Source organism: Acinetobacter sp. YH12155 (assembly GCF_013418255.1).
In the GTDB taxonomy this organism is placed as follows: Bacteria; Pseudomonadota; Gammaproteobacteria; order Pseudomonadales; family Moraxellaceae; genus Acinetobacter; species Acinetobacter indicus.
This window is the reverse complement of record NZ_VPCK01000001.1, coordinates 19,151-42,976: the sequence shown is the minus strand read 5'-3', so window position 1 is coordinate 42,976 and position 23,826 is coordinate 19,151. Positions and strand designations below refer to the sequence as shown.

The window sequence follows — 23,826 nt, the reverse complement described above, 5'->3', positions numbered from 1 at the left end:
AAATATATCTGTCAACGCTTGATTTGGGGAATTTATAAAAAGTATAAATTTGCTTACACTTGCTCATATTTCAAAAACAGGACGTTTCATGTCAAAGCCACATCTACATATCGCGATTGGGATTTTATTGCATCAGACCCAGGTCCTGGTCGGCTGGCGCGAGGCCAAACAGCATCAGGGTAACAAGCACGAATTTCCCGGTGGTAAGGTAGAACAGCATGAAACGCCGGTGCAGGCCTGTCGCCGTGAAGTGCGCGAAGAAGTAGGCATTGACCTGACCCAGTGGTATGAGTTTGATTTTATCCGGCATGAATATGAAGATGTGATTGTCAATTTGCATGTGTTCCATGCTTTTGTGCCGGCGGCGCTGCTCTCAGACATCCAGCAGCCGTGGACCTGGTATAAACGGCAGGATTTGGCCCGTTTGAATTTTCCGCAAGCCAACCAGCGTATGCTGCAACGACTCTACTGGCCTGAATGTATCAAAATTAGTGAAGACTTAAACTGTCTGGATACCCCGGATACCCAGCAACTACTGTATTGGCGAGTTGCGCCGGCACCGGAACGCAGTATTGAGCTGGCCGAGCAGAATATTGGCTGTTTAAAATCATTAATTGTTAATCTGGAACTGTGGAAGCAGCTGAATAGCGTGCAGCAGGTCTCGGTCGCTGCCATCCATTTAAAGCAGCAACAATGTCTGCAATTGCACAAGGGCAGCCTGCAGGCCGGTCAGCGTTATATTGCTGCCTGTCATGATCTGGAATCGTTACAACATGCGCAGAATATTGGCTGTGATGCTGCAATTTTAAGTCCGGTGCTGCCAACAGCCAGCCATCCGGATACTCCGGCATTAGGCTGGGCACAATTTCAGAACTGGGCCAAACAGGTCGATATTCCGGTGTTTGCCTTAGGCGGGATGCATCGGCAGGACTTGGCGCAGGCCCAGCAACACCATGCCTATGGTATTGCCGGGATCCGCTTTATGGATGCGTTGGATAGCGCTTCAGCCTAAAGTTGTTTCAGCGCTTGCTGTGCCTGTTGCACGGTACGGCTATTGTTTTGTAGCTGGCCGGCTTTTTGAATAATCAGCCATAATTGGCGTTTCATCGCCGGTGTTTGTGCATAGCTCAGACCACGGCGGGCCAGGGATTCTGCATTTTTCGGCTGTTTTTTCTGGTTCGCCACCAGCCCTAAATACATATAGGTTTCAGCCGATTGCGGTGCCAGACGCTGTGCCTGTAAGGCGGCAGCTTCGGCACGCGCCCATTGTCCCTGACGATAAGCCGTCTGGGTCTGCTGCATCAGTTTCTTAAACGCTGGTAAAGAGCGGCCATCTTCAAAACGCTGCTGTACTTTTTGTTCAGGAACCACGACCTGTAATTTCTTGCGCTGAATTTCTTCCTGTTCATAAGGATGAATCACCACGCCGGTGGGTGTGCGAATGGTTTTTCGTTCAGTCGTTTTTTCTTGGTCCGGTTGCGGTGCCGGCTTGGATTCCGGCAGGCTTTGACAGCCCACCAGTCCAGCCAGTCCCATCCCCAAGATCAGATATTTCAAGGTCATTTAATTAAGGGTCCACTTATTGCGTATAACTGCCGCTTGAAATGATGCGTGCATCATTTTCGGAAAGTTGTCTTTCCATCTCGGCTTCACTTTCCTGGATATAATTCTCGATACTGTCACTGCTTTCAGGTACAGCTTGGTAATATTCGGTATCCGGATTGTAAACCGGCTCAACCTGATAATGCGGTAAACCACAGGCGGTGGCCTGACGCGGCACATGATTGCGATAAATCGGAATATACATCGCACCAGCACAGCCTTGAGCCGACAAGTGACCAGAGTCACGGTCAATCCAGTGCCACTGTACGCTGTCCGGCTGGCGTAGATTCACCGGCTTCTGGCGCAGCTGACGCATCACATTGCTCCACACCGGCAGGGCACCCGATGAACCTGTCAAACCGGTGACTTTGTTATCATCCAGCCCTAACCAGACCACGCTTAAATAGTTACCCGAATAACCGGCAAACCAGGAGTCGCGGGTATCATTGGTGGTGCCCGATTTACCGGCCAGTTTTAAATCGCTGGACAGGCTGTTATAGGCTGCACGTCCGGTTCCTGCACTCATTACCTGTTGCAGGCCATAATTCAGCATATAGGCCGCAGACGGTTCAATGGTCTGCTGTACTGACAGGCCATAACGCTCGAGCAGACGACCATTAGAATCGACCACCGCGCGAATGGCTTTGGTTGGATACTGGAACCCACCGGTGGCAAAGTTGCCATAAATATTCATCACCTGCATAGGTGATAAATCGACCGCGCCTAGATAAATGGACGGATACTGTGGAATATTTTCGCTGCTGACGCCAAATTTAATCAGATGGTTACGGAAGGTCGATAGACCAAATTCCTGACCCAAACGTACCGCCGACAGGTTATAGGAATTGGCCAGCGCTTGCGCCATCGGGACTACGCCATGTTCGCTGCCGCTGTAATTACGCGGTGTCCATGAGTTGCCGGCAGATGGAATACTGATTTCGGTATCCTGTACCGGACTGGCCCAGTTATAGCGACCCGATTCCAGCGCGCTTAAATAGATGACTGGCTTCAATAGCGAGCCGACCTGACGTTTGGCATCCAGCGCACGGTTAAAGCCGGTAAAGTCTTGGGTAGAGCCGACTGCAGCCACCAGTTCACCATTTTCAGGATGGGACACCAGCACCGCACCTTGCAAATCTTTTAAACGGCGCGGATTGGCATTGGCCAGACGGTTTACTGATTCTTTAAATGCACTTTGTACCTTGGTCTGTGCAATTGGGTCTAAAGTGGTAAAAATCCGTAGTCCCTGATTGGTCAGATCACCTTCCTGATATTCAGCACGTAACTGACGACGCACAATGTCCAGAAAATCCGGGAAGCGGGCAGGGCCCATGGTCGGTTTGGCAATCACATTTAACGGACGCGCGGTTTCGGTTTCATACTGTTCCTGCGTCAGATAGCCCATCACCAGCATATTGTTCAGTACAATATTACGGCGTTTTTCTGCCGCTTCCGGATTACGCCATGGATTATATAAAGACGGTCCCTGCACCAGACCAACCAGAAAAGCCTGCTGGGCAATATTCAGTTCACGCAGCGGCAGACCAAAATAGAACTGTGAGGCCAGACCATAACCATTAATAGAATAGTTACCGTTTTGACCCAGGTTCACTTCATTTAAATAGGCTTCCAGAATTTCATCTTTGTCATAATGCAGCTCAATTAGCATCGCCATCAGCGCTTCATTGGCTTTACGCTTTAATGTACGTTCCGGGGTCAGATAAAAGTTTTTCACCAGTTGCTGGGTCAGGGTCGAACCGCCCTGACGCTTACCGCCGGTGATATTACTGACAATAGCACGCGCAGTCCCACGAATCGACACGCCATGATGCAGATAGAAATTACGGTCTTCGGTGGCAATTAAGGCTTCAATTAACGGTTTTGGCACCCGGTTCAGTTTAATCAGCACCCGGTCTTCATTGTGCTGCGGATAAATCCCGCCAATCAGCATGGGCTCTAAACGGGCAATACCGGTAGTCGATGGTTTGGTTGCACTGACTTCAGCAATCTGGTTATTGGCAAAGCTGACTTTGAGCACCTGTTCCGGTTCAACACTTTCACCAAAATCGAAGCCGCGGGTATGTACAAACAAGGTATCACCCGCATCGACATAGCTGCCGGTTTTGTTATAGCTTTCTGCGCTTTTATAGCCTAAAAGTTTCAATTCCTGCACGAAATCGGCTTTATTGAGCGGTGCATTGGTATAGATTTCCAGCGGACGAGCAAAGACCTTGGCTGGAATGTCCCAGCGCTGTCCTTCAAATTTATCTCTAACAATATTATCTAATCGAATCAGGTAGATACTTAATGCCAGAAATGCCCCAATCACCAGTATACAAAATAGAAGTGCAATAATACCTATGCCACGTTCAGACTTCATAAATCGCAATAAAACCCTAAGAAATTAGGCTAATCATGCGAAGCTTTTACATAATTTGCAATATTTAATCTGTGAATGAAGCGGCCAATCGAGGAGAAAAAACGGTTGGATTCAGATTTCTAAAGTTTTTTTAAAACATTCGGGTTAGTGCTATTATAGTCAACGGATCGTAGCGGAGCGATGTCGTAGGTGCAAATTTCACACAAGAACTTTCGTAATATCGGATTGATTGGACGTCCTGGCAAAACTTCGGTCGTAGAAACGCTCAGTTTAATTCATGATCATCTGCTGAATTTAGGCCTGCATCCGGTATTTGATGCAGAAACAGCAGAACTGGTCCCTTATCCGAACACCCAAACCGTCAGCCGCGCCTTGCTGGGCGAAGTGGTTGATCTGGTGATTGTGGTCGGCGGTGATGGCTCGTTGCTGCATGCAGCGCGCGCGCTGGTCAAATACAATACGCCGGTCATCGGGGTAAACCGTGGTCGTTTAGGCTTCCTGACCGATATTAAACCCACGGAAGTCATCTTCAAGCTGGATCAGGTATTAAAAGGCGAGTTTCAGCTGGACCGCCGTTTCCTGCTGGAAATGGAAGTGCGCTCCAAAGGTGAAGTCATTTATGAAGCAGTGGCTTTAAATGATGTGGTGCTGCATTCCGGTAAATCGGTACACATGATTGATTTTGACCTGAATATTGATGGTCAGTATGTTTATCGTCAGCACAGTGATGGTTTAATTGTATCTACGCCTACTGGTTCTACCGCCTATGCCTTGTCTGGAGGTGGCCCGATTGTGCATCCGAGTATGGATGCGATTGTGCTGGTGCCGATGCATCCGCATACCTTGTCTTCACGCCCGATTGTGGTGGGTGGACAAAGTGAAATTAAAATACAGATTCGTGAAAACCGTGTCTTGCCAATGGTCAGTGCCGATGGTCAGCACAGTGTTTCACTCAGTGTCGGGGACAGTTTGCATATCCGCAAGCATCCCTATAAGTTAAACCTACTTCATCCACCGGGTTATGACTTCTATATGGCATGTCGTACCAAGCTCGGCTGGAACCAAGATTTTGATTCTTTGCAACAGCAGGATTTATGATGAATATTGAACAGATGCTGGCCGTACTCAATCCTGAAATTGTTGGTCGTCTAAAAACCGCGGTAGAGATTGGTAAATGGCCGAATGGTGTGGCGTTGACCAAAGAGCAGCGCGAAATTTGTATGCAGGCCGTGTATGCCTGGGAAATCCAGCATTTACCGGAAACTGAACGTAGCGGTTATATCGACCGTGGCACCAAGGAAGAAGGTGAACAATGTGATGATGATCATCACAAAAATGAAGATTTCCAGCCGATCAAGTTTATTTAAACTTTAAGGAAACGGATTCATGCAAAAAAGGTAAGCCGCGGCTTACCTTTTTTATTGGCAGTCTTTTGTGGCTTAAGCATTTAAACGCGCAGCCCAGAATTGCTGTGCTTTGTCCATGGCTGCTGCAAAACTGTCGCAGACGCCCATGGTATACAGCGCGATGCCCACGGTTTCCACCACCGCCACTTCACCATAGTCATGCGATTGCTGGCCTTCCCAGACGGCTTTAAATACCGCCAGGTCCAGTTCTTCTTCAATCGGGCTGCGGTTGTCGGTCAGCTTTGGCAATTCATGTTCATACAGCTCGCCGTTACGAATGCCACAAATTAAGGTTTTGGCATCCGGATTCCGTTCAAACTCGCCGCCTTCACCTTTAATCACCGCACTGTTCAGATAGCCCAGTTTAAACGCCGACTGTTGATGGGAACTGCGATAGGCCGGATGGAAAATGGCCTGTACCGTGGCTTTGGCATTAAAGGGGTTAATCAGCCGGGCAAGAGTATGAATAGGTGAACGCAGGCCCATTACATTCCGTAGCGCAATCAAATCGGCCAGCACCGGAGAAATCACGTCTAAAGGCAGATAGGCAAAATGACGCTGCTGTAATTGCTGTTCGACTTCCGTATCTGACTGGCAGATTGGATAGCCTAAGTATTCCAGCACCTGTTCGGTATAGACCCGGTTAATGGTATGCCCAGCAGCGCCGTGCATGACAATATTAAAACCCTGTTTGGCCAGAGTCAGCGCGGCCAGTAAAAACCACGGATAATGTTTGCGCTTCCCGGCATAGGAGGACCAGTCCAGATCAACATCTAAAGCTTTAAACTGCAACTGGTCACGGGTGGCCTGAACAAAGCCGGCCAGTTCATCGACCGATTCTTCCTTGACCCGCAGCAGCATCAGAAAAGCGCCGAGCTGAACATCCAGTACCTCCTGTTTCAGGATCATGGAAAAGGCCTGATAGGCTTCTTCATAGGTGAGGGAACGTGCACCATTTTTGCCTTTTCCCACAATACGTACGTACTGGGCAAAAGGATGTTCAACGTCTTTATAAATGTTTCTTTTCGTGCTCATGTAACTGCCTGAATCTCAAATAAATGGCGCCGGTCGCTTCCCACAATATACACATGTTTGCGGCTTTTTAAAAACCGTATGCTTTGCTCGGATTTAGACTAATGTCTAAGCTGCTTCTGTTTTAAAGTTCGCCAGTTCTCGCTGTTTTTAGCAGCACTATATTTGAATTTTAGGTAAAATTCGCAGCGTTTTATATTGTTTTTTATTTTTACTCATCTCCTGTTCTAAAAAGCCGCTTTTGCGTTTGAGCCTGTTTATTCTGGCGGCTCAAAGTAAGCCCGACTTTTGCCGATGAAAATAAAGCGTTGAATGTTTTGAGCCATGGCTCAAGGCAGCGTATGCCTGTTGTTTTAAAAACAGGCAGAACAGGTCGTGGGTAAAAAATCAAGGGTATTTGTCCTCTGGACAAGAACAAAAGTAGATCTGTTATGGCCAAACAACCTATTTATAAATCCCTGTACTTTCAGGTGATTATTGCAATTATTGCAGGTATTCTCGTCGGTCATTATTCTCCTAGTGGCACACAAATTATTAATGGCGTGGAACAGTATGTTCCGGGTCTGGGTGAACAGCTGAAACCCTTAGGTGATGGCTTCATCCGTTTAATCAAAATGATTATTGCGCCGGTGATTTTCTGTACCGTGGTGAGTGGTATTGCCGGTATGGAAAGCATGAAATCGGTCGGTAAAACCGGTGGCGTGGCATTACTGTATTTTGAAATTGTCTCTACCATCGCCCTGATTATTGGTCTGGTGGTGATTAACGTCTGGAAACCAGGCGTTGGCATGAACGTTGATCCAGCTTCATTGGATACCACCGGTATTTCCAAATATGTAGAAACTGGTGAAGCGCAATCTACAGTCGAGTTCCTGTTAAATATCATTCCAAATACCGTGGTCGGTGCCTTTGCCCAGGGTGAAATCCTGCAGGTGCTGATGTTTGCCATCCTGTTTGGTTTTGCTTTACACCGTTTAGGGCCAGCAGGTAAGCCGGTCTTGAAACTGATTGACCAGATTTCGCATGTGTTCTTTAACATTGTGAACATGATCATGAAAGTTGCGCCAATTGGTGCTTTCGGTGCGATGGCCTTTACCATTGGTAAATACGGGATTGGCAGTCTGGCGCAACTGGCGCAGTTAATTATCTGCTTCTACCTGACCTGTGTGCTGTTTATTTTTATCATACTCGGCAGTATTGCGCGTATGACCGGTTTCAGTATCGTGAAAATGATCCGCATGATTCGCGAAGAATTACTGATTGTATTGGGGACCTCATCTTCAGAATCGGTATTACCGCGCATGTTGAAGAAACTGGAAATTGCCGGCTGTGAAAAATCGGTGGTGGGTCTGGTCATTCCAACGGGTTATTCATTTAACCTGGATGGTACCTCGATTTATTTAACCATGGCCGCAATCTTTATTGCCCAGGCCACCAATACACCTTTAGAACTGCATCATCAGATTACTTTATTGCTGGTGCTGTTGATTTCCTCTAAAGGCGCAGCAGGGGTGACCGGTTCAGGCTTTATTGTGATGGCGGCAACACTGGCGGCTGTGGGTCAGATTCCGGTGGCCGGTCTGGCGCTAATTCTGGGTATTGACCGCTTTATGTCTGAAGCACGTGCCTTGACCAATCTGGTGGGTAACTCATTGGCAACCATTGTTGTAGCGAAGTGGGTCGGTCAGTTAGATCAGGAAAAGCTGCAATATGCATTAAATAATCCGGAAGAAATTGACCGCAAGATGGCAGAACAAAGCCAGCAATCTGCTTCGGCTTAACAGCAGGGCGGTGACTAAAGGAAGCTTCGGCTTCCTTTTTTTATTACTTGGCAGTCAATAAAAAAGCCGGGCGAGACCATGACAGTACGCTTAAAAATGCATAGCATGGGGCTGAATGTAAAACAAGAATGTACCCTACAAGGATCGACTATGCTGGCTTATGATGCAGATTTAGAATTATTCCGTGACAACTTCCGCCGCTTTATGAGTGAACAGATTGCCCCGCATTATGAACAGTGGGAACGGGAAGGGATTATGCCGCGCTCGGTCTGGAACCAGCTGGGTGAAAACGGCTTTTTATGTGTAGATGTACCGGAACAGTATGGCGGCTATGGCGTACCGACCCATTATTCGCTGATGCTGGTGGAAGAATCGGCACGTGCTGGTTATAGCGCACTGTCTACCGGTATTTCCTGTCATTCAGAAATTGCTGCGCCGTATATTTTAAATATTGGTTCAGAAGAACAGAAACAGTACTGGCTGCCAAAAATGGTTAGCGGTGAAGTGGTCGGTGCGATTGGTATGACCGAGCCGGGTGCTGGTTCTGACTTGCAAGCCATGCGCAGTCATGCCATTTTGCAGGATGATCATTATATTTTAAATGGTTCTAAAACCTTTATTTCTAATGGCCAACATGCCGATCTGGTGGTGCTGGCGGTAAAAACCGATCCGCAGGCACGCGCCAAAGGCGTGTCTTTATTATTAGTCGATACCCATCTGGATGGTTTTAAGAAAGGCACCAACCTCGACAAGATTGGCCTGCACGCTCAGGACACCTCGGAATTGTTCTTTGATAATGTAAAGGTACCTAAAGAACAGTTACTGGGCCAGCCGGGACAGGGCTTTGCCTATTTAATGCAGGAATTGCCACGTGAACGGACCGCGATTGCCGCCACCGCCTTGGGCGCTATCCGCGGTTCAATTGACATCACCACGCAATACGTCCAGGAACGTCAGGCTTTTGGTCAGAAAATTGGCCAGTTCCAGAACAGCCGTTTTGTTTTGGCACAGGCTAAAATTGATGAGCTGGCCACGGCTGCGTTTTATAACCAGAATGTCGAGCTGTATATGCAGGGCAAACTGGATGTTGAAACCGCGGCAGCACTGAAAAGCTTCTCGACCGATATGCAGATGAAAGTGGCCGATCAGCTGCTGCAGCTGTTTGGTGGTTATGGTTATATGACTGAATATCCAATTTCTCGTTTCTTTGTCGATGCCCGTATCCAGCGAATTTATGGCGGCACCAATGAAATTATGAAAGAGATTGTGGCGCGCGGTTTATTGGGCCGTTAAGTCCTATACATCAGAGCAAATGAAAACACCCGCCCAGCATCGACTGGGCGGGTGTTTTTTGGTGGGTGTGTTTCTGAGACTATTTTAATGCAGGCTGAGCACATGCAGACTTTCCCGAATAAAAATCGGCAAGTCTGCTGGTGAGCGTGAGGAAATATACAGGTTATTGTCATTTACCACCGCCTCATCAAAATACACGGCGCCGGCATCCATCAGCTCCAGCATCACCGGGGCAATGCTGGTCATGCGCCGGCCTTTGACCACACTGGCATGAATCAGCAGTTGCGGACCATGACAGGTGCTCATAATCGGTTTCTGGGCATTGGCAAAGTTTCGGACAAAATCGACAAAACGCAAATCATCACGCAGTTGCGCCGGAGATTGGCCACCGGGAATCAGCAGCGCATCAAAATCATGAATGGTCACATCATCTATACTTTGGTCGATGGTTACCGAGCTGCGCCGTTGATAACCATAGACAATATTGCCGGCCTTGTTTTCAACATTTACCACGCTATGCCGCGCTGCACGGAAGGCGTGGATCAATTCTGGATAGTCTGCATCTTCATAATCATGGGTAATCAGCACCGCGATTCTTTTTGACATTATTATTCTCCGAATTGCTTTAAATAAAAGAGTAAAGGGGAAAAAGCAAAATTTCATTGCTGCTTTGTAACCAGTTTTCTTATTTCTTTTTCAAGTTAAAATTTCTGGAATTTTATTCAATATTTATGGGCGTAATTTTCTATGTAAGTAATTATGACGCCTGTTCAGTTTACGCAATAAACTTGCAAAATCCTATCACTATTCATCGAATTCAGATGCAAAAGCTATCGGCTGATTGGAAAAAGACCCTGTTTCATCTGCTTAAATTCGCTACACTCTGGATGGAAAAACAGGCAAAGCGTCGTGACTTGTTCAGAATTATTCATGAGCTTTAGCTGCTCAATTGATAAACAGTCTCACAAGTTGCAGAGAGTTTAACCAACTGTTTGTTTTTAAGACTGAATCAATCAAAGTTGTATTGCGCAACATTTGAAAGCTAACTATTGTTATACTGTTTGCATACCGTTTATGAAGGGCGACATAACAATGATCAACGACGATCAAAACACAACGACTTCTCTTGACCTGAACAATATTCGTGAGGAAATTGACTCTGTTGATATGCAGATTCAACAACTGATTAACCGTCGCGCACGATTGGCAGAAGCGGTGGCCAAAGCCAAATTTGCCGCTGAAGAGAATCCGCTGTTTTACCGTCCGGAACGTGAAGCACAAGTTTTACGTAATGTTATGGATCGCAATGAAGGCCCATTGTCGGATCAGACCATGGCGCGTTTATTCCGTGAAATCATGTCGGCCTGTCTGGCACTGGAAGCACCACAAAGTATTGCCTTCCTGGGGCCGGTTGGGACTTATACCCATTCTGCGGTACTCAAGCATTTCGGTCATGATGCCCTGGTGCGCCCTTTACAAACCATTGATGAAGTATTCCGTGAAGTAGAAGCGGGCAGTGCGCATTATGGTCTGGTACCGGTAGAGAACTCCTCTGAAGGGGTGGTGAACCATACCTTAGACTGCTTTAAAACTTCGAATTTGAATGTGATTGGCGAAGTTGAATTGCCAATTCATCATCAGTTCCTGATTTCTGCAAATACCCGTAAAGACAGCATTAAACAGATTTATGCTCACCAGCAAACACTGGCACAGTGCCGTAAATGGCTAGATGCACATTATCCTGGGGTGGAGCGTGTGGCTTTAAGTTCCAATGGTGAAGCGGCGCGCCGTATTCGCAATGAATGGCATTCTGCGGCCATTGCTTCTGAAATTGCGGCAACCATTTATGATCTTGAAATCATGCACAGCAATATCGAAGACAACCCGGAAAACACCACGCGCTTCTTGGTGATTGGCCGTGAGAAAGTGCCACAAAGCGGCAATGACAAAACTTCATTGCTGGTGTCTGCACATGACCGTGCCGGTGCCTTGCTGGAAATTCTGGCGCCATTTGCCAAACACAACATTAGTCTAACCAGTATTGAAACCCGTCCGGCTTTACCTGAAAAATGGGCCTATGTGTTCTTTATTGATCTGGAAGGTCATATTGAGCAAGACAATGTTAAAGCTGCGATTGAAGAAATCCGTCCATTGGTGAAAGAAGTCCGTGTACTCGGCTCTTATCCGGCGGCAGTTTTATAAAATTCTCTGGTGGCCGTGTGCGCTGCATGCGGCTGCTTTTCACCTGTAAATCTGGAAGTAAAAAATGTCGTTTGTCCCAGCCAATGAAGGCATCTCTAAGTTAAAGCCATATCAACCAGGTAAGCCGATCAGTGAACTTGAGCGCGAATTGGGTATTACCGATATTGTGAAATTGGCATCCAATGAAAACCCGTTGGGCTGTTCAGACAAAGTCAAAGAGGCCGTGGCTGCCGAGCTGGCAGAAATTGGTCGTTATCCAGATGGTGGTGGTTTTATTTTAAAAGACCAGATTGAAGCGCAGTTTGGTTTTGGTCATGAACGGATTACTTTGGGTAATGGTTCAAATGACCTGCTGGAAATGTTTGCCCGCGCTTTTGTGTCCGAGCAGGACTCAATCGTATATAGCCAGCACGCCTTTGCGGTTTATGCACTGGTGACTCAGGCCATTAATGCACAGGCCATTGAAGTACCAGCCAAAGGTTTTTCACACGATTTAGATGCGATGGCTGCAGCCATTCAAGCCAACACCAAGCTGGTGTTCATTGCCAATCCGAATAACCCGACTGGCACCTGGTTTGAAGAAGCTGAATTTGAAGCCTTCATGCAGAAAGTACCGGCCAATGTAATTGTGGTACTGGATGAAGCCTATGTGGAATACTTCCCGGAAAACTTCAACAGCCTGAAGTATCTGGATCAGTATCCAAATCTGATTGTTAGCCGTACTTTATCGAAGTGCTATGGTCTGGCAGCGCTACGAGTTGGTTTTGCTCTGGCCTCTGTACAGGTGACTGACTATTTAAACCGTATCCGTCAGCCATTTAACGTGAACCATTTAGCTATGGTGGCAGCTGTAGCAGCGCTGAAAGATGAAGCCTTTATCGAAAAATCACGTGAAGTGAACAAGGCTGGTATGGCGCAGCTGGAAGCGGGCTTTAAGGCACTGGGCCTGAACTATGTGCCTTCACGTGCCAACTTTATTCTGGTTGATGTACAGGCTGATCCGGCACAAACCTTCAATGCCTTGCTCAAAGAAGGCGTGATTGTACGTCCAGTTGGTATTCCAAACCATCTTCGTGTATCGATTGGAACAGAAGCAGAAAATGCCAAATTCCTGACTGCACTGGCGAAGGTGTTAGGTCTGGACGCAAAGGCATAAGCCATGACGCAACCCCTGTTTGAAAAAGTCGCTTTTATTGGACTTGGGCTGATTGGCTCAAGTCTGGCGCGTGTGATTCAGGCTGAACAGCTGGCTCATGAGGTAGTGGCATCGACCCGTTCGCAAAAAACGCTAGAAGATGCCAAAGCCTTGGGTTTAATTGCTGCCGGTTATAGCGATCCGGTCGAAGCGGTGAAAGATGCTGATCTGGTGGTACTGGCCTTACCGGTACGTGCCACCGAATATGTGTTGCAGCAGATTAAACCGTATTTAAAACCTGATGCAATCCTGACCGATGTCGGCAGTACCAAAGGCAATGTGGTCGATGCAGCCAAAGCGGTTTTTGGTGAACAACTGCCTGCCGGTTTTGTGCCGGGGCATCCGATTGCTGGAGCCGAGCATACCGGGGTCCATGCCGGTAAGGTCGATTTATTCGCCAATCATAAAGTGATTTTGACTCCATTACCGACCAGTGCGGATTGGGCGGTCAATAAACTGATTCAACTGTGGGAAGCAGCCAAAGCGGAAGTGATCTGTATGGATGTGGACAAGCACGATGAAGTGCTGGCACATACCAGTCATCTTCCGCATTTAATGGCATTTAACCTGGTGGAGCAACTGGCCAACAGGGAAGACAATTTAGATATTTTTCGCTATGCTGCAGGCGGCTTTCGTGATTTCTCGCGAATTGCAGCCAGTGATCCACAAATGTGGCACGACATCTTCTTTGCCAATAAAAAGGCAATTTTGAATGCAGTCGATGGCTTTGAACAACAGCTGGCAATCTTGCGCCAGCTGATCGAACAGGAAAACTCGCAGGCTTTAATGGGCCTGCTGGGACATGCTCAAGCAGCGCGTCAGCATTTTAATCATATGCTGGCCAAAAAACCGTTGATGGAGAACAATAAAGTGACACAACAATTTACGATTTTACCGGGCTCTAAAAATTTCCAGGGTAAATTTACTGTGCCAGGTGATAAATCTGTGTCACATCGTTCAATCATGTTTGGTGCGATTGCAGAAGGCACCACCCATGTCACCGGCTTTTTGGAAGGTGAAGATGCGCTGGCGACCTTGCAGGCTTTTCGCGATATGGGTGTCAGTATTGAAGGCCCAAAAAATGGTGAAGTGACCATTCACGGTGTTGGTATGCAGGGCCTCAAAGCTCCAGTCGGCGCGCTGTATATGGGGAACTCTGGCACCTCCATGCGTTTGCTGTCAGGCATGTTGTCGGCGCAGGCCTTTGATTCGGTGATGACCGGTGATGCATCCTTGTCCAAGCGTCCAATGGAGCGTATTGCCAAGCCATTACGTGAAATGGGGGCGCAAATCCAGACCACAGGTGAGCGTGGTACGCCACCGGTGTCAATTACGGGCAGCCAGCAGTTAAAAGGCATTCAGTACGATTTACCAATGGCCTCGGCACAGGTGAAATCAGGAATTTTACTGGCCGGTTTGTGGGCCGAAGGTGAAACTGCAGTAACTGAACCGGAACCAACCCGCGACCATACCGAGCGTATGCTGCGTGCTTTTGGTTATGAAGTGAAAACCGAAGGTAACCGTATTTCCCTGCAAGGCGGCGGTAAACTGGTGGGAACCAATATTCAGGTGCCTTCAGATATTTCATCTGCAGCGTTCTTTATGGTGGGCGCGGCCATTACTGAAAATGCCGATGTCACTTTAGAAGCTGTGGGCATTAACCCGACCCGTACTGGCGTGATTGAAATCCTCAAACAAATGGGTGCAGATATTACTGTATCCAACGAGCGTATTGCCGGTGGTGAACCGATTGCCGACATTCGTATTCAGGGCAGCCGTACCTTAAAAGGCATTCATATTCCGGAAGATCAGGTGCCACTGGCGATTGATGAATTCCCGGCGCTGTTTATTGCAGCAGCCTGTGCGGAAGGTCAGACTGTATTGACTGGTGCAGCTGAACTTCGCGTCAAAGAATCTGACCGGATTCAGGTGATGGCAGATGGCTTGAAAACCATGGGTATCGACTGTACCCCAACTGAAGATGGCATCATCATTGAAGGCAAGGGCAAAGCAGGTGACTGGTCGCCTGTGTTCACCGGCGGTGAAATTGAGTCGCATCATGACCACCGTATTGCCATGAGCTTCTCGATTGCCGGTTTACGTAACTCGGAAGTGATTAAAATTGTAGGTACAGAAACGGTCGCGACCAGCTTCCCGACCTTTACCCAATTGACCGCTCAGGCCGGCCTGCAGATTGAAGTGACCGAATAAAGAGAAAAATAACCCAAAACAGCCAAGCTTTTGCTTGGCTGTTTGTTTTATATTGCTTATGCTAAATATACAACAAGAACAGCAGTAGGGTCGTTTATGAAAACACTCCAGTTTACCGCACAATGTGATAACAAGGCCGAATTACAGGACTGTAAGATTGCCCAGGACTATGTGGCAGATTTGCTGGCCCGACAGTTAAACCAGCACGGCTTTGAAACCTTGCCGCAAAGTGGCGCACAAATTGCGGTTAGTGTGGAAGATCATCCTTTGCCCTTAAGCGTGAGCTGTGAAAGCCGCGATGCCGAAGGACGACTGGTGTGTGAAATCCTGTCTTATCCGGAAGAAGAGCAGGACTGGTTTGACCGGATTGAATCGCAAAGCTTGCTAAATCAGCTGGCCCAGGCGGTCGAGCAGACCTTAAAACAGGATGAAAACTTTACTGCCTTTGAATGGAAAAATTAAAACAATCCCAGATCGAAATCGCGAAGCCATTTCGTCTGTATCCATTTTAAAATTAATAGTACTGTTACAGGTTTCTTTCCAATAAAAAACCCATCAGCAGATGGGTTTTTGTCTTTAGCCTAAGGCCAGGAAGCGGGTAATTGCAATCCGCAGCTGTTTTAAATAGCCGGTAAAGAAATGGTTGGCGCCCGGTAAAATGGTAACCAGATGACGCTGTGGCTTGGCCCAAGTAATCATGTCCGAGAGCAGGGTCACATCATCGGCTTCGCCATGAATAAACAGGATGTCACCTTTAATTTCAGGGGTTACATAGTGACGTACACCAGCTACTGTCGCAGTTGGGAGGCCGCATAAAATAGTCTGTTTCGGCTGTAATTCAACCGGTAGCGCTGCATAACTCTTTGCCATCACATGCGCACCAAAGCTGAAACCGCCGGCATAGAACGGCAGGCCAATGTGCTGGCTACGCGCATATTTGATGACTTCTAGAATATCGTCCGTTTCGCCAAAGCCTTCATCATGCACACCTTCACTCTGGCCTGAACCACGGAAGCTTGGGCGATATACCACGCAGCCGCGCTCTAGGTACATTTGTGCTAATAATGCAGGAACTTTGTGTTGCGGGGTGCCGCCTTGCAATGGATGGGGGTGGCTGACAACCGCGAATCCTTTCACTTCACCCTGTGGATAATCTACGAAAACTTCAATTCGACCCACAGGACCTGGAATGAAAATTTGCTCGGACATAAGATAATCGAATAATGGCAGGAGAATCGATTATTTTACCGATTATGTTTAGGAAAAACACAGATTGGCATTAAAATAAGCTGACTGTTATAGTTTGATTAATTATTTTTTAACCACTTTTTGATCAGGATGTGTATGCTCGCCTTAATTTCTCCTGCTAAGACTTTAGATTATGAATCTGCATTACCCACCGACAGCCACACCTTACCAAGACTATTAGCGCATTCACAAGAACTTATCGACGTTAGTCGTACGCTATCTGCTTCAGAAATCGCCAATTTAATGAGTGTGAGCGAAAAAATCGCCAATTTAAACGTAGAACGCTTCCGCGACTGGCAGGCCGATTTTGATTTTTCCAATGCGCGTCAGGCGCTGTTTGCCTTTAAAGGTGATGTCTATACCGGTCTGGATGCCTATAGCCTGAAGGATCGGGACATTGATTATGCACAGCAGCATTTGCGCATGTTATCAGGTCTGTATGGCTTATTGCGCCCGCTGGATTTAATGATGCCGTATCGTCTGGAAATGGGCACCAAGCTGAAAAATCCGCGTGGCAGCAATTTGTATGAATTCTGGGGCACCATCATTACTGATCTGATCAATGAAGATCTGGCTGCGGCCAAGTCTGAATTGCTGGTGAATATCGCTTCGGATGAATATTATAAATCGGTGAAAGAAAGCAAGATTCAGGCAGAAATCATCAAGCCGGTATTTTTAGACCAGAAAAATGGCAAATATAAAGTCATCAGCTTCTATGCCAAAAAAGCCCGTGGTTTGATGGCGCGCTATATCATCGAAAATAAAATTGAACGCGCTGAAGATTTAAAAGGCTTTAATAGCGATGGCTATTATTTCGATGCTGACAGCTCCCTAAAAGGTGAGCTGGTGTTTAAGCGAGATGAGCAAGCCGCATAAACAGGGGAGTGCGTGCCATGCAATCAGAACTTGCTGATTTTCAGTTGTATTGGCAACGCTGCGCTCAGCAGTTTGCGCTGAATCGCTGCCAGACGCAGCAGCTGTATGCGCGGCTGCTGGCGGCCTATAGTGAGCCGCAGCGGCACTATCATGGCGTGCAGCATATTCTGGAATGTCTGCAGCATTTCGATCAGATTCGCACACAGTTGCAGCAACCATCGCTGGTCGAGCTGGCGTTATGGTTTCATGATGCGGTCTATCATCCTAAAGCGCAGGACAATGAAGCACAAAGTGCGACATTGTGCCAGCAGTTATGTGCAGATTTTTTAACAGCAGCACAACTCGAAACCGTGAGCCGCTGGATTCTCGCGACCCGGCAGCATCAGCCTAGTGATGAGCCAGATTTAAATGCCTTGCTGGATATTGATCTGGCAATTCTGGCTGCGCCGCCAGTACGTTTTGCTGAATATCAGCAACAGATTCGTCAGGAATATGCCTGGGTTGAGCAGCAGCTTTATCAGCCCAAGCGCCGTGCGGTATTGATGCAGTTTTATCAGATGCAGCCGCTGTATCAGACCCGGTATTTTCAGCAGCATTATGAAGCACAGGCCAAACACAATCTGGCCCAGGCTTTGTCTACAACGGGCGAATCAGCATCGTGATGGTTCATTCGTCCGCTAAACTTCAAGCATAAAAAAAGGCAAAGTCAGACTTTGCCTTTTCCATCTTGTCACAAGATTAGTGATGATGACCGCCAACACCGTGTACGTGACCGTGGTCTAACTCTTCTTGAGTCGCTTCACGGATTTCTACGATTTCAACTTCAAAAGTCAGGTCTTGACCAGCAAGCGGGAAGTTTGCATCAACGATTACGTTTTCGCCTTCAACTGCTTTAACCGTTACGATCTGTACGCCGTCATCAGTTTGTGCTTGGAACTGCATGCCAGGCTGAATGCTGTCTACGCCTTGGAACATTTGCGCTGGAACTTCTTGAACCAGGTCAGGGTTGTATTCGCCATAACCTTCAGCAGCAGGTACGTTTACAGTGAATTTTTCACCCACAGTTTTACCTTCTAGGGCTTTTTCAAGACCAGGGATGATGTTACCCGCACCATGCAAATAGGCAAGTGGTTCACCTTGAGATTGGTCGAGAGTTTCACCCTCTGCGTTAGTCAATGTGTAGTGGAAAGAAACCACGAGGTCATTTGCAATAGCAGTCATGTTATAGATCCATTTAGTTTTCTAAGGGTACATCATAAAGTGAAAAGGCAAATTTGTTGAATACTTTTACTCAAAAAACTCACATTTGGCTTTTTTATGACATTTTCCCAGATATTGGGGCAGTCGATAAAATTTCAATGCAATTTTATTTTAGGGCCAATTTTTCTGCCGAGCATGTCTTTGGCGGTCAGCACCCCGGCATGGGTATAGCCATGAATGGTGGCCTGATGTAGCCGGTATAAAGACACATACATCGATTTGGCGACCATACCCTGTACATTGACCCGACCAAGTAATTCACCCACGGCCGTATGCTGGCTTAAAGAAATCAGCGAGCCTTTGTCGGAGAATTTAAACATCGGCAGTGGTTTCCCATTCACGTGCTGGCTCAGGGCACGAACCAGAAAGCTGGCCTGCTGACTGGCCACCTGCGCACGCGGACCCAGCACCGGTTCATCGGCTTTGGGCTGGCAATGGGCACAATCGCCAAAGGCAAAAATGTTGGGGTCGGTATAAGTCTGTAAGGTGGCATAGACTTTTAAACGGTGCAGATGATCTTTTTCAAAATCATCCCACTGTTTAAAAATTTCCGGGGCCTGAATTCCGGCAGCCCAGACTTTAATTTCTGCTTCCAGCGGATTACCTGCAGCAAAATAAACCTGTTCTTCATCGACTTTGGCCACCCGATGCTGGGTCAGCACTTCAATACCAAAGCGCTCCAGCTGGGCTTGGGTATGCCGGGAAATTTGCTGTGACAGGGCCGGTAAAATCCGGTCGGCGGCTTCAATGAGCGTAATGCGAACCAGTTGCGGATCAATCCGGTTTAAACCATATTGAGCAAAAGTCTGTTTGGCCTGATACAGCTCTGCTGCCAGTTCAACACCGGTGGCCCCCGCACCAATAATGGCAATATTCAGGGCACGGCTTTGCGGTTGATTTTGGGCTTCTAAATACAGGTGTAGCAAGTCCTGATGAAACACCGTGGCCTGAGGCAGGCTGTCCAGAAAATGACAATGCTGTTTCACCCCTTCGGTATTAAAGTCATTGGAAGTGGAACCCAGCGCCAGCACCAGTGTGTCATAATCCACGTCGATCTGCTTCGGTGGCTGTTCTTTTTTGGAAAATTGCGGTGCCTGCAACTGAATCTTTTTCTGGGTCCGGTCAAGGCCAACCAGTGTGCCTAATGTAAACTGATAATGATGCTGGGCAGCATGGACAAAATAGTTGGTTTCTTCCTGATGCGGATTGAGCGTGCCGGCTGCAATTTCATGTAGCAGCGGTTTCCAGATGTGGGTCAGTTTCTGATCGACCAGAATAATCTGCGCTTTGCCCGATTTACCCAAACGATGACCGAGTTGGGTAGCAAGCTCCAGACCGCCGGCGCCGCCACCGACAATCACAATACGATGTAATGCTGACATGATGAACCTATATTGTTATTTTTAATGCAAGAACAGGCTCAATTTATGCCATCTCCCGGTCAGGAAAATGGCTCAGATTGTTCGACAACTTACATCATGTAGCATTTCCACTGTGCTTGTTCACAGGATTAAACCAGCGGATAAGTTTTGGCTGCGGTTTCATCCTTGGAGGAAAAGCTAAACAGGCTTTTTAGCCAGATCAGCAGTTTTTCAAACAGGCTGGCTTCGGCAATATGTACTTCTTCTTCCAGATGAATGGTATTGATCAGGTGGTTATTCTGATAAACATGCACGGTGGCCAGCTGCATCACCTGTGCCAGCGGGGCCGTCAGTAACTTTTCTTTCAGCTCGACATTCAAATGGGTTTCGGTCTGGGTTAAGGGTTCAATCAGCCGGGTCTGACCGAAGGTATCGTTAACAAACAGGCGCTGCTGGGTCACATCAAACTGTTTTAAATCAATCGCGCTATTTTCGCCATATAAAGACGTGGTGACAATTTTCGGTTGCTGCACTTCAACCTTGAACATTTTCAGGGTCGACTTTACCACTGGCAACTCAGCAATCAGCTGCTTGTTTTTTAAAGCCACTTCGTTGCGGGTGTAGGCATAACTGATGTTCATCAGTTGCTGGGCAATTTCAGCGCGTTTAAATGCACTTTTGGCACCCAAAACCACCACAATTAAACGCCGGTTCGGATCATCAAAATTCTGGGTGAGACGGTTGGCCGTCAGCGCCAGGTTATAACCGGCGGCACGGGTATAACCGGTTTTCAAGCCATCCACCGTCGGGTCCTGTTTGAGCAGAATGTTAGTGGCACGGTGATAACGCTGGTTATAGGTAAAACTGGTCTGTTTGGAATAAGCGAGATAATCCGGAGTGTCATTGACGACCGCCTGTGCCAGACGGGCCAGATCGGCCGCGGTAGAATAATGTTCCGGCATGGTAATCCCGGCCGGATTCTGGAAATGGGTATTTTGCATTCCCAAGGCCTGTGCTTCCTGATTCATACGTGCCACGAACTGCGGTACGCTGCCAGAAATCCGTTCGGCCAGGGTTAAGGCGGCATCATTGGCAGACATCACAATTAAACCGGCTAGTAGCTGATCGACAGAAATCTGCTCACCTTCTTTCAGGTACATCTGGGATTCATCCCACATTACCTGTTTCACCACCGGCGTTGCAGTCAGCACATCTGCCGCGTTCAGTTTGCCGGCCTGAATGTCCTTGAGCACAATATAGGCCACCATCATCTTGGTCAGCGAGGCCGGAGCGCGCTGAATCTGGCTATTGTGTTCTGCAATGACCTGACCCGATTGTGGATCAAGCACGGTCCAGGCTTCTGCTTCAACCGTTTCAGGATTAAAAGATAATAAGGTGGCATGCGCAAGCGAGCTGCATAGCCAGCACAGCAGCGCAATCAGGTAGATGACACGTTTCAAGGGGATTCCTTTTTTAACCAGTCCGTTGGTCATAAACATAAAAATTTTAGGCATGCTATGCTTTTTTTTGCCGCCTGACTAGCGATAATTTTCGACAATGAAGACGACTGCGCATTGCATGACAAAAAAATGTTAAGCTAATTGATAAGTTATCTCTTTGATCTTTTATATCGCCCATTATGTTGCATTATCAAATCGAATTTGACGATTATCGTCAGCATCTTATTCATGTCACTTTGCGCTTTCTGGCCAATCCGACACAGGTTCTAGCTTTACCGACCTGGATTCCGGGCAGCTATCTGATTCGTGAATTTTCCAAACATATTGAAGCGGTCAAGGCTTATGATGAAGCCGGGCGTATTTTAAAAATCCAGAAATTTGAAAAGAACAAATGGCGTTTGTTTAATACCGATCATGAACTGATTACGGTGGAATATGATGTTTATGCCTACGACCTGTCGGTGCGTGGTGCCTATGTTGATCAGACCCGGTTATATGTCAATCCGGCCTGTGCCTGTTTAGGACTGGAAGGTCAGGAAGATAAAGCGATTGAAGTCGAAGTGTTCCTGCCAAACGAACTGAAACATTTCCAGCTGGCGACCGGACTGGTGGCCAAAAGTCTGGTGAAAGGGCGTTATACCTTAAAAGCCAAAAACTATGCCGAACTGATTGATGCGCCGTTTGAGCTGGCCGAGCAGACCCGTTTTAGTTTTGATGCAGCAGGCATTCCACATGAATTTGTGGTGTCGGGCAAACATGCCATGAATGCTGCGAGAATGCAGCAGGACCTGGAAAAAATCTGCGCCACTGAAATTGCCATGTTCGGTTCTGCACCGTTTCAGGATTATACCTTTATGACCATGGCGACCGGGAACAGTTATGGTGGTCTGGAGCATCCAAACAGTACCAGCCTGATTACCCCGCGCGATGACTTGCCAAAAGCCAATGAGCCGGAAGAGCCGTCGAAAGAATATCAGCGTTTTCTGGGGCTGTGCAGCCATGAATATTTCCACTCCTGGCTGGTGAAATTTATCCGTCCGGACAGCTTTGTCAATTATGACCTGAACCGGGAAGGTTACACCTCTTTGTTGTGGATTTTTGAAGGTTTCACCTCATATTATGATGACCTGATTTTATTACGCAGCGGTGTGGTTAATCAGGAGTCTTATATTGCTTTATTAAAAGCGCAGATTGACCGTTATTTGCAAAATCCGGGTCGGGCAATCCAAACCGTGGCTGAATCAAGCTTTGATGCCTGGGTGAAATTCTACCGTCAGGATGAAAACTCCAACCATGCCGGCACCAGCTATTACAACAAGGGCTGTCTGGTGGCCTTGTGTCTAGATCTTGGTTTACGTCTGCGTGGCTCCAGTCTGGATGCCTTAATGCGCAAGCTGTATGACAATGCGCAGCAGGGGATTCAGGTGCATGAGCGCACGATTTATGAATTGTGTCAGGAATTAACCGGTGATAGCTGGGCTGAGCAGATTAACCACCTGATTAACACCACTGAAGAATTACCGCTGGATCAGCTGTTCCCGGAATTTGGTCTGAGCTACAGCTTAAAAAATGACAAGCGTTTGCCATTGGGGCTAAAACTGGCCGATAAACCGGAAGGCGTACTGGTACAGGCCGCACGCCGTGATGGTCAGGCAGCGCAAGCCGGTCTGTCGGCGCATGATGTGATTATTGCCATTGATGGCCTCAAAGCCAGCAGCAAACTGATCGAGCAGTATGCCAAACAGAGCGGCAGCTTTACAGTACACGCTTTCCGCCGTGATGAACTGATGCAGTTTGAAGTGAATGCAGCAGGTTCTGAACTGACTGAAGTTGAATTAAAAGTTGAAGATCAGGCCAAACTGGATCGCTGGTTAAAAGTGTAAAATCACAGTCTGAAATCTATACTATAAAAAACCGATGCTCAGGCATCGGTTTTTTTATGCAGATCTATCGTCATAAACCCTATCGTAATCACACCTTATTTGATGATCAGGCGGGAAGTACCGCGAAACTCCGCCACAATCTGCTGCTTCTGGTTCGTGACCCGAATATCATAAATGCCGCTGCGGCCACTGCTGGCCTTATGTTCTGCCACCGCAGTCAGGGTATCGCCGAGCAGGCCCGGTTTTAAATAATGAATACCGCAGTGCTGACCCACCGCCGGATGTTCGCCGGTGTTGCAGGCAATGGCAAAAGCCGCATCCGCCAGCGCAAAAATCACCGCACCGTTACAGGTTTGATGGCCTTGTAAATGCTGCTCGGTAATTTTTAATTCAATCTGTGCGCTGTGTTCACCAAACGACACCAAATGGGCGCCCAGATGCTGCATTAATCGGTCCTGATGAAACATGGGATTAACTTGCTGATCCATAGCAGACTCCTTTTTTAAGATACGTTTTATTTTAAATTTAAAATTATATGAATCATAAATAGCATTGTGATGATAAAAAGACAAGCAAAAAATAAGGCCCCGTTGGAGCCTTATTTTCATCGTCTATTCAACGCATCTTTGCAACAGC

General features: G+C 47.4%; 21 protein-coding genes. 12 read left to right on the top strand and 9 right to left on the bottom strand.

The genetic code is table 11. From position 1 onward, the window contains the following. Positions 1-88 precede the first annotated feature (88 nt). Complete coding sequence (locus FTU86_RS00195) at positions 89-1,012, top strand: thiamine phosphate synthase (protein WP_168405739.1); 924 nt, start codon at positions 89-91, stop codon at positions 1,010-1,012. On the opposite strand, the gene FTU86_RS00190 is transcribed toward FTU86_RS00195, so the two are convergent. Together FTU86_RS00190 and mrcB are read right to left on the bottom strand one after the other, a co-directional pair. Then, entirely contained in the window at positions 1,009-1,563 is a 555-nt protein-coding gene (locus FTU86_RS00190; protein WP_180048425.1) for a tetratricopeptide repeat protein, read from the bottom strand. The genes FTU86_RS00195 and FTU86_RS00190 overlap by 4 nt on opposite strands. 16 nt (positions 1,564-1,579) lie before the next feature. Further along, entirely contained in the window at positions 1,580-3,982 is a 2,403-nt protein-coding gene (gene mrcB / locus FTU86_RS00185; RefSeq protein WP_180048426.1) for a penicillin-binding protein 1B, read from the bottom strand. A 189-nt stretch (positions 3,983-4,171) separates the two neighbouring features. Between mrcB and FTU86_RS00180 the strand changes: the two genes are divergently transcribed. Continuing rightward, positions 4,172-5,080, top strand: a complete 909-nt coding sequence (locus tag FTU86_RS00180) for an NAD(+) kinase (protein WP_005179018.1) — start codon at positions 4,172-4,174, stop codon at positions 5,078-5,080. Then, on the top strand, positions 5,080-5,349 hold the full coding sequence (locus FTU86_RS00175) for a YeaC family protein (protein WP_005179016.1): 270 nt from the start codon (positions 5,080-5,082) through the stop codon (positions 5,347-5,349). The genes FTU86_RS00180 and FTU86_RS00175 overlap by 1 nt, the downstream gene beginning before the upstream one ends. 72 nt (positions 5,350-5,421) lie before the next feature. Here the strand turns inward: FTU86_RS00175 and FTU86_RS00170 are convergent, their stop codons facing one another. After that, complete coding sequence (locus tag FTU86_RS00170; protein WP_180048427.1) at positions 5,422-6,423, bottom strand: glycosyl transferase family protein; 1,002 nt, start codon at positions 6,421-6,423, stop codon at positions 5,422-5,424. Between the two features lie 428 nt (positions 6,424-6,851). Here FTU86_RS00170 and FTU86_RS00165 point away from each other — a divergent pair, with 428 nt between their 5' ends. After that, positions 6,852-8,201, top strand: coding sequence for a dicarboxylate/amino acid:cation symporter (locus FTU86_RS00165; protein ID WP_075166940.1), 1,350 nt, complete (start codon positions 6,852-6,854; stop codon positions 8,199-8,201). Between the two features lie 150 nt (positions 8,202-8,351). Beyond that, positions 8,352-9,494 (top strand): acyl-CoA dehydrogenase family protein, encoded by a 1,143-nt coding sequence (locus FTU86_RS00160; protein WP_075166939.1) that lies wholly within the window; start codon positions 8,352-8,354, stop codon positions 9,492-9,494. Positions 9,495-9,578: 84 nt separating this feature from the next. Here the strand turns inward: FTU86_RS00160 and FTU86_RS00155 are convergent, their stop codons facing one another. Further along, positions 9,579-10,100 carry a type 1 glutamine amidotransferase domain-containing protein gene (locus FTU86_RS00155; protein WP_005179007.1) on the bottom strand — a complete coding sequence of 174 codons (522 nt, stop codon included), beginning with the start codon at positions 10,098-10,100 and terminating at the stop codon, positions 9,579-9,581. 486 nt (positions 10,101-10,586) lie between these two features. On the opposite strand from FTU86_RS00155, the gene pheA reads away from it, so the two are divergent. From pheA to FTU86_RS00135, 4 genes are all read left to right on the top strand, one after another. Then, on the top strand, positions 10,587-11,696 hold the full coding sequence (gene pheA, locus FTU86_RS00150; protein WP_005179005.1) for a prephenate dehydratase: 1,110 nt from the start codon (positions 10,587-10,589) through the stop codon (positions 11,694-11,696). A gap of 64 nt (positions 11,697-11,760) precedes the next feature. Then, positions 11,761-12,852, top strand: a complete 1,092-nt coding sequence (gene hisC / locus FTU86_RS00145) for a histidinol-phosphate transaminase (protein WP_075166937.1) — start codon at positions 11,761-11,763, stop codon at positions 12,850-12,852. A gap of 3 nt (positions 12,853-12,855) precedes the next feature. Then, positions 12,856-15,102: a bifunctional prephenate dehydrogenase/3-phosphoshikimate 1-carboxyvinyltransferase gene (locus FTU86_RS00140; RefSeq protein ID WP_168382034.1), complete on the top strand. Its 2,247-nt coding sequence runs from the start codon at positions 12,856-12,858 to the stop codon at positions 15,100-15,102. Between the two features lie 96 nt (positions 15,103-15,198). Further along, complete coding sequence (locus tag FTU86_RS00135) at positions 15,199-15,564, top strand: hypothetical protein (RefSeq protein ID WP_005179001.1); 366 nt, start codon at positions 15,199-15,201, stop codon at positions 15,562-15,564. A 114-nt stretch (positions 15,565-15,678) separates the two neighbouring features. On the opposite strand, the gene FTU86_RS00130 is transcribed toward FTU86_RS00135, so the two are convergent. Further along, on the bottom strand, positions 15,679-16,311 hold the full coding sequence (locus FTU86_RS00130; protein ID WP_005178998.1) for an alpha/beta hydrolase: 633 nt from the start codon (positions 16,309-16,311) through the stop codon (positions 15,679-15,681). A gap of 135 nt (positions 16,312-16,446) precedes the next feature. Between FTU86_RS00130 and yaaA the strand changes: the two genes are divergently transcribed. Then, the gene (gene yaaA, locus FTU86_RS00125; RefSeq protein WP_180036671.1) at positions 16,447-17,226 is read left to right on the top strand and encodes a peroxide stress protein YaaA; all 780 of its coding nucleotides are present in this window, start codon (positions 16,447-16,449) and stop codon (positions 17,224-17,226) included. A 17-nt stretch (positions 17,227-17,243) separates the two neighbouring features. After that, a complete protein-coding gene (locus FTU86_RS00120; RefSeq protein ID WP_180036670.1) occupies positions 17,244-17,888 on the top strand; it encodes a metal-dependent hydrolase in 645 nt (214 codons plus the stop codon). A gap of 76 nt (positions 17,889-17,964) precedes the next feature. Here the strand turns inward: FTU86_RS00120 and slyD are convergent, their stop codons facing one another. The 3 genes from slyD to FTU86_RS00105 all read right to left on the bottom strand — a co-directional run bounded on the left by slyD (position 17,965) and on the right by FTU86_RS00105 (position 21,307). Beyond that, positions 17,965-18,447 (bottom strand): peptidylprolyl isomerase, encoded by a 483-nt coding sequence (slyD, locus tag FTU86_RS00115; RefSeq protein WP_005178991.1) that lies wholly within the window; start codon positions 18,445-18,447, stop codon positions 17,965-17,967. A 134-nt stretch (positions 18,448-18,581) separates the two neighbouring features. Then, complete coding sequence (locus FTU86_RS00110; RefSeq protein WP_180048428.1) at positions 18,582-19,868, bottom strand: NAD(P)/FAD-dependent oxidoreductase; 1,287 nt, start codon at positions 19,866-19,868, stop codon at positions 18,582-18,584. A gap of 128 nt (positions 19,869-19,996) precedes the next feature. Then, a complete protein-coding gene (locus FTU86_RS00105) occupies positions 19,997-21,307 on the bottom strand; it encodes a D-alanyl-D-alanine carboxypeptidase family protein (protein ID WP_253586870.1) in 1,311 nt (436 codons plus the stop codon). 179 nt (positions 21,308-21,486) lie between these two features. Between FTU86_RS00105 and FTU86_RS00100 the strand changes: the two genes are divergently transcribed. Beyond that, complete coding sequence (locus FTU86_RS00100; RefSeq protein WP_104490604.1) at positions 21,487-23,190, top strand: M61 family metallopeptidase; 1,704 nt, start codon at positions 21,487-21,489, stop codon at positions 23,188-23,190. A gap of 95 nt (positions 23,191-23,285) precedes the next feature. Here FTU86_RS00100 and paaI read toward each other — a convergent pair whose 3' ends face one another. Beyond that, positions 23,286-23,678: a hydroxyphenylacetyl-CoA thioesterase PaaI gene (gene paaI / locus FTU86_RS00095; protein WP_005178971.1), complete on the bottom strand. Its 393-nt coding sequence runs from the start codon at positions 23,676-23,678 to the stop codon at positions 23,286-23,288. Positions 23,679-23,826: the final 148 nt, after the last annotated feature.